Below are 4,241 nucleotides of genomic sequence, written 5' to 3'. Positions count from 1 at the left end.
GATTACCCGGTCAGACTGTGGTCATCCGCACCCCAGAGTTTTCACACGGTCTGGACCGTTCCTGACGGTGCGACCACGACATACATGCCGTCGCGATCCGCCACCTTGTACGGTTTTTCCTTAGATTTCAGGTTCTTAAGGGCCACGTCCGTCAGCATCGCTCTCACCTCTGAGAAAAATACCGTCAGGCCTTTTTTGACCGCACCATTCGATTTTTCCTCATATTAATCAGTCTCTTATGAGGAAAAAATACCGTCAAACGACCTCAACGGACTGACAGTATCGCGAGTTTTGGACGTGAGCAAGAGGTGATGATACCGTCAGAGATGCCGTCAAATTGGAGCGCTGCCTCCAAAATGACGGCGATTGATCCTGACAGGTATTTTTATTTATTTCAGTGGGTTAGTGCGATTTTTCAATTGTTGGCGGATGCCGCCGAAAGGCCCTAAATCATTCCCACTCGATGGTGCCGGGAGGCTTGCTGGTGATGTCGTAGGTGACGCGGTTGATCCCGCGCACCTCGCCGACGATCCGACCCGCAACGCGGGTGAGGAAAGTCATATCGAACGGATAGACATCGGCGGTCATGCCATCCGTGCTGGTCACGGCGCGCAGCGCGCACGCGTAGTCATAGGTTCGTCCATCCCCCATCACGCCGACACTGCGGACCGGCAGCAGCGCGACGAACGCCTGCCAGATCGCGTCATACAATCCGGCGGCGCGGATCTCCTCGAGATAGATGGCATCGGCCTTCTGCAAAATGCGCACTTTTTCGCGATCGACCGGGCCGGGAATCCTGATCGCAAGGCCGGGACCGGGGAAGGGGTGGCGCCCGACAATGCTCTCCGGCAGGCCGAGTTCGCGGCCGAGCGCACGCACCTCGTCCTTGAACAATTCGCGCAGCGGTTCGACCAGCTGCATCCGCATCCGCGCCGGCAGACCGCCGACATTGTGGTGCGATTTGATCACCGCACTCGGTCCGCCGCTGACCGAGACGCTTTCGATCACATCTGGATACAGCGTACCCTGGGCCAGGAAATCCGCACCGCCGAGCTTCGCCGCCTCCTGCTCGAACACATCGATGAACAGGCCGCCGATGATCTTGCGCTTCTGTTCCGGATCGCTGACGCCCTCCAGCCCGGCGAAGAACAGATCGGATGCGTCGCGATTTATCAGGGTGATGTTGAACCGGTCGCGAAACACGCGGATCACCTCATCGGCCTCACCGGCGCGTAACAGGCCGTGATCGACGAAGATGCAGATGAGCTGATCGCCGACCGCCTCATGGATCAGCGCGGCGGCGACCGATGAATCCACCCCGCCGGACAGGCCGCAGATGACCCGGCCGGTACCGACCTGGGCGCGGATTTTCGCGCGGGCGACGTCACGAAAATTCGCCATGGTCCACGCGTTGCTCAGGCCGCAGACATGATGGACGAAATTGGCCAGAAGCTTGCCGCCGTCAGGCGTGTGCATCACCTCGGGGTGAAACTGCACGCCATAGATTTTCGCGCGGTCATTGGCGATCGCGGCAAACGGCGCGCCATCGCTGGTCGCGACGGCCCGAAATCCGTCGGGCAACGCGGTGACGCGATCGCCATGGCTCATCCACACCTGCGCCCGCGCGCCCTGTGGCCAGACCCCCTCAAACAAGGCGCAATCCTCGGTCACCTCGATGAAGGCGCGGCCGAATTCGCGGTGATCGGAGGCCTCCACCGCGCCGCCGAGCTGCGCGCAGATCGCCTGCTCGCCGTAACAAATGCCAAGGATCGGCAACCCTGAGTCAAGGGCCACCTGCGGCGCGCGCGGTGTGCTCGCCTCGGTTACGCTGGCCGGACCACCCGAGAAAATATACCCTCGCGCACCGAACGCCGCGATCCGCGCGGGGTCGGCATCGAACGGCCAGATCTCGCAATAGACCCCCGCCTCGCGCAGTCGCCGCGCGATCAACTGAGTCACCTGACTGCCGAAATCGAGGATCAGGATGCGTTCGTCGGTGATCTCATTCATGCAACGTCATGAGCATGGCGGGCGCCGGGTTTCAATAGCCGCGGGCCGCTTGCCGGTCAGACCAGATGTTCGGCGAAAAACGCGAGGCTGCGCTCTTCCGCCAGGCGGTTGGCCTCGGCGTTGAAACTCGCCCGCGCGTCGCAGCCGAAGCCGTGGTCGGCGCCATCATAGATGAACACGCCAACGCCGGGCTGCGAGAGCTTGATCGCTTCGACGTCGGTGAGCGGAATGCCCTTGTCGAGCGCGCCGAAATGCATCTGCACCGGGCAGTTGGCAACGGCTTCCTTGGTCTGCACGATGCCGCCGCCGTACCAGCTGATCGCGGCTTTGAACGCCTTGGTCCGGGTGGCGCCCCACCAGGCGATGGTGCCGCCCCAGCAATAGCCGATAATGCCGGTCGGGCGGGGGCTGAGTCGCGCGGCGGTGGCGTTGATATCCAGCATCACGTCGGCTTCGGTGATCGCGGCGCGAAGTTCGAGACCTTTTTTGATGCCCTCCGGCGTGTAGTCGAGCTCGACATTGCGTTCAACGCGGTCGAACACGGCGGGGGCGAGCACGTAATAGCCGAAACGGGCGTAATGATCGGCGATCTGGCGCATATGCGCGTTCACGCCGAAAATTTCCTGCACCATCACGATGCCCCGCGTGGCGGCTGCGTCGCCGGCGGCGTAGGCTTGAAATTTATGGCCATCGGCCGCGGTCAATTCGATCATGCTGCCCATCAGAAATCTCCGGTCGGGGTGGCGAAGCGCGCGAAATCATGCGCGATCCGGTGGTAAATATGTTGTTTGAACGGCACCGCCAGATCAGGGATCGCGGCGAGATCGGTCCAGCGCCAGTCGATGAATTCAGGATGCGGATCGGCATCGAGCCGGATCATGTCGTCGGTGCCGGTGAAGCGCAGGGCAAACCAGCGCTGGCGCTGGCCCCGATGGCGGTTGCCCAGCCGTGCGGCGATGGCGGGCGGAAACTCATAGGTCACCCACTCGGGGATTTCACCGATGATGGTCGCGGCGCTGGTGCCGATTTCCTCGCCCAATTCGCGCAGCACGGCTTCCCGCGGGTCTTCACCGGCATCGATGCCGCCCTGCGGCAATTGCCATGGATGGGTCACGAGCCCGCCCTGATCGGCGCGCCGTGCGACCAAAATCCGGCCGGTCCGATTGAACAGGGCGGCGCCGACATTGGCGCGATAGGGCAGGGTGGTCGGCTCGATCATTGTGCCAGGGCCGGTGTTACCAGGGCCGGTGCGACCAGGGCGCTGACCGGCACGAGCGCGATGTGCTGCCCGGTCAGGCTTTGGCACCAGGTCGCCAGGGCCGCGATCGCGGGCGGCGTCGGGTTGAGCAGAACCCCCAGCGCGCTGCCCCGGGTCAGTGCCGTGTTGGCAAGCTGGCTCAGTGAAGCGGCCTCGGCGGCACGTCCCTGGGATGGATCGATAACGACATCGGCGCTGCGGCTGTCGACGCCGTCCGGCGAGGCGATCGTCGGCTCCGCGATCACCATGAACAGCCCATCCGCGGTCAATTGCCCGGCCAGCCAGGCGGCGGCGCGCTTATGGGTCATGAAAAGTTCCGGCACGGTCAATCCAATCGCATCGGTCACGCCGGCGTAGCCGGACAGGCGCGACAACGCCCAGTCGAGTCGTTCGAGATTATGCGCGCCCGAGCCGCCGGCCCGCAGCGCCCGATCGCCGGCGGTGATGTCCGGCCCGCCATCCACCTGCATCGGCAGACCCATCAGCGTCTCGTGCCCGGCCTTGCGTGCGGCGGCGGCGATCGCCGCGTCATGGACACCATAGGGTGACACGGCGAGCGAAACCGCCGGCGGCAGATCGCGCACGGCATCGAGACCGGGGCCGAGGGCATAGCCGAGACCCGCGACCATGATCGCGATGCGCGGCACATCGGGACGGGCGACCGTGCGCGCGGCGTAATACTGCATCGGCAGAACGCCATACGCGCCGGGATGCGGAATGAGCCAGTGCGGATCGACGCCGGATGCCATCTCAAGCAGCGGGCTCGGGGCAGGAATCGCACCATCGGCGGCGCGGGGTGGCAGCTTCGGCGGGATCGGGCCGAGAAATTGCAACACCGCCCCTCCGATCACCAGCACAGCGGCAACCCCACCCCAGAACAGCTTCAGCGCTGGCGGTATCCGCGGCATGATCCCCAACTCAGTGCGACGCGTCGGCCTGGCTCGAACCGTCCTGATGCGCCCCGCCTTGATGC

5 protein-coding genes are annotated in these 4,241 nt (G+C 64.1%); all 5 read right to left on the bottom strand.

Going from position 1 to position 4,241, the window contains the following annotated elements; all coding sequences use genetic code 11:
• Positions 1–41: 41 nt before the first annotated feature.
• A complete protein-coding gene (locus ACP5E6_RS07330; RefSeq protein WP_427953322.1) occupies positions 42–158 on the bottom strand; it encodes an Arm DNA-binding domain-containing protein in 117 nt (38 codons plus the stop codon).
• A 292-nt stretch (positions 159–450) separates the two neighbouring features.
• The gene (gene guaA, locus ACP5E6_RS07325) at positions 451–2,010 is read right to left on the bottom strand and encodes a glutamine-hydrolyzing GMP synthase (protein WP_427953320.1); all 1,560 of its coding nucleotides are present in this window, start codon (positions 2,008–2,010) and stop codon (positions 451–453) included.
• Positions 2,011–2,066: 56 nt separating this feature from the next.
• The gene (locus tag ACP5E6_RS07320; protein WP_427953318.1) at positions 2,067–2,732 is read right to left on the bottom strand and encodes a dienelactone hydrolase family protein; all 666 of its coding nucleotides are present in this window, start codon (positions 2,730–2,732) and stop codon (positions 2,067–2,069) included.
• Complete coding sequence (locus ACP5E6_RS07315; protein WP_427953316.1) at positions 2,732–3,229, bottom strand: RNA pyrophosphohydrolase; 498 nt, start codon at positions 3,227–3,229, stop codon at positions 2,732–2,734. The genes ACP5E6_RS07320 and ACP5E6_RS07315 overlap by 1 nt, the downstream gene beginning before the upstream one ends.
• Positions 3,226–4,241, bottom strand: a 1,016-nt coding sequence (locus ACP5E6_RS07310) for a divergent polysaccharide deacetylase family protein (RefSeq protein ID WP_427953314.1), incomplete at its 5' end; no start/stop codon positions are given. The genes ACP5E6_RS07310 and ACP5E6_RS07315, both read right to left, overlap by 4 nt.

Origin of the sequence: Acidiphilium sp., from assembly GCF_049977125.1 — a bacterium.
In the GTDB taxonomy this organism is placed as follows: domain Bacteria; phylum Pseudomonadota; class Alphaproteobacteria; order Acetobacterales; family Acetobacteraceae; genus Acidiphilium.
This window is presented reverse-complemented; position numbering and strand designations above follow the sequence as displayed.

What these genes read in the sequence shown, in the direction of transcription:
- ACP5E6_RS07330 (WP_427953322.1), bottom strand. Translation starts at nt 158, where the DNA reads ATGCTGACGGACGTGGCCCTTAAGAACCTGAAATCTAAGGAAAAACCG.
- guaA (WP_427953320.1), bottom strand. Translation starts at nt 2,010, where the DNA reads ATGAATGAGATCACCGACGAACGCATCCTGATCCTCGATTTCGGCAGT.
- ACP5E6_RS07320 (WP_427953318.1), bottom strand. Translation starts at nt 2,732, where the DNA reads ATGGGCAGCATGATCGAATTGACCGCGGCCGATGGCCATAAATTTCAA.
- ACP5E6_RS07315 (WP_427953316.1), bottom strand. Translation starts at nt 3,229, where the DNA reads ATGATCGAGCCGACCACCCTGCCCTATCGCGCCAATGTCGGCGCCGCC.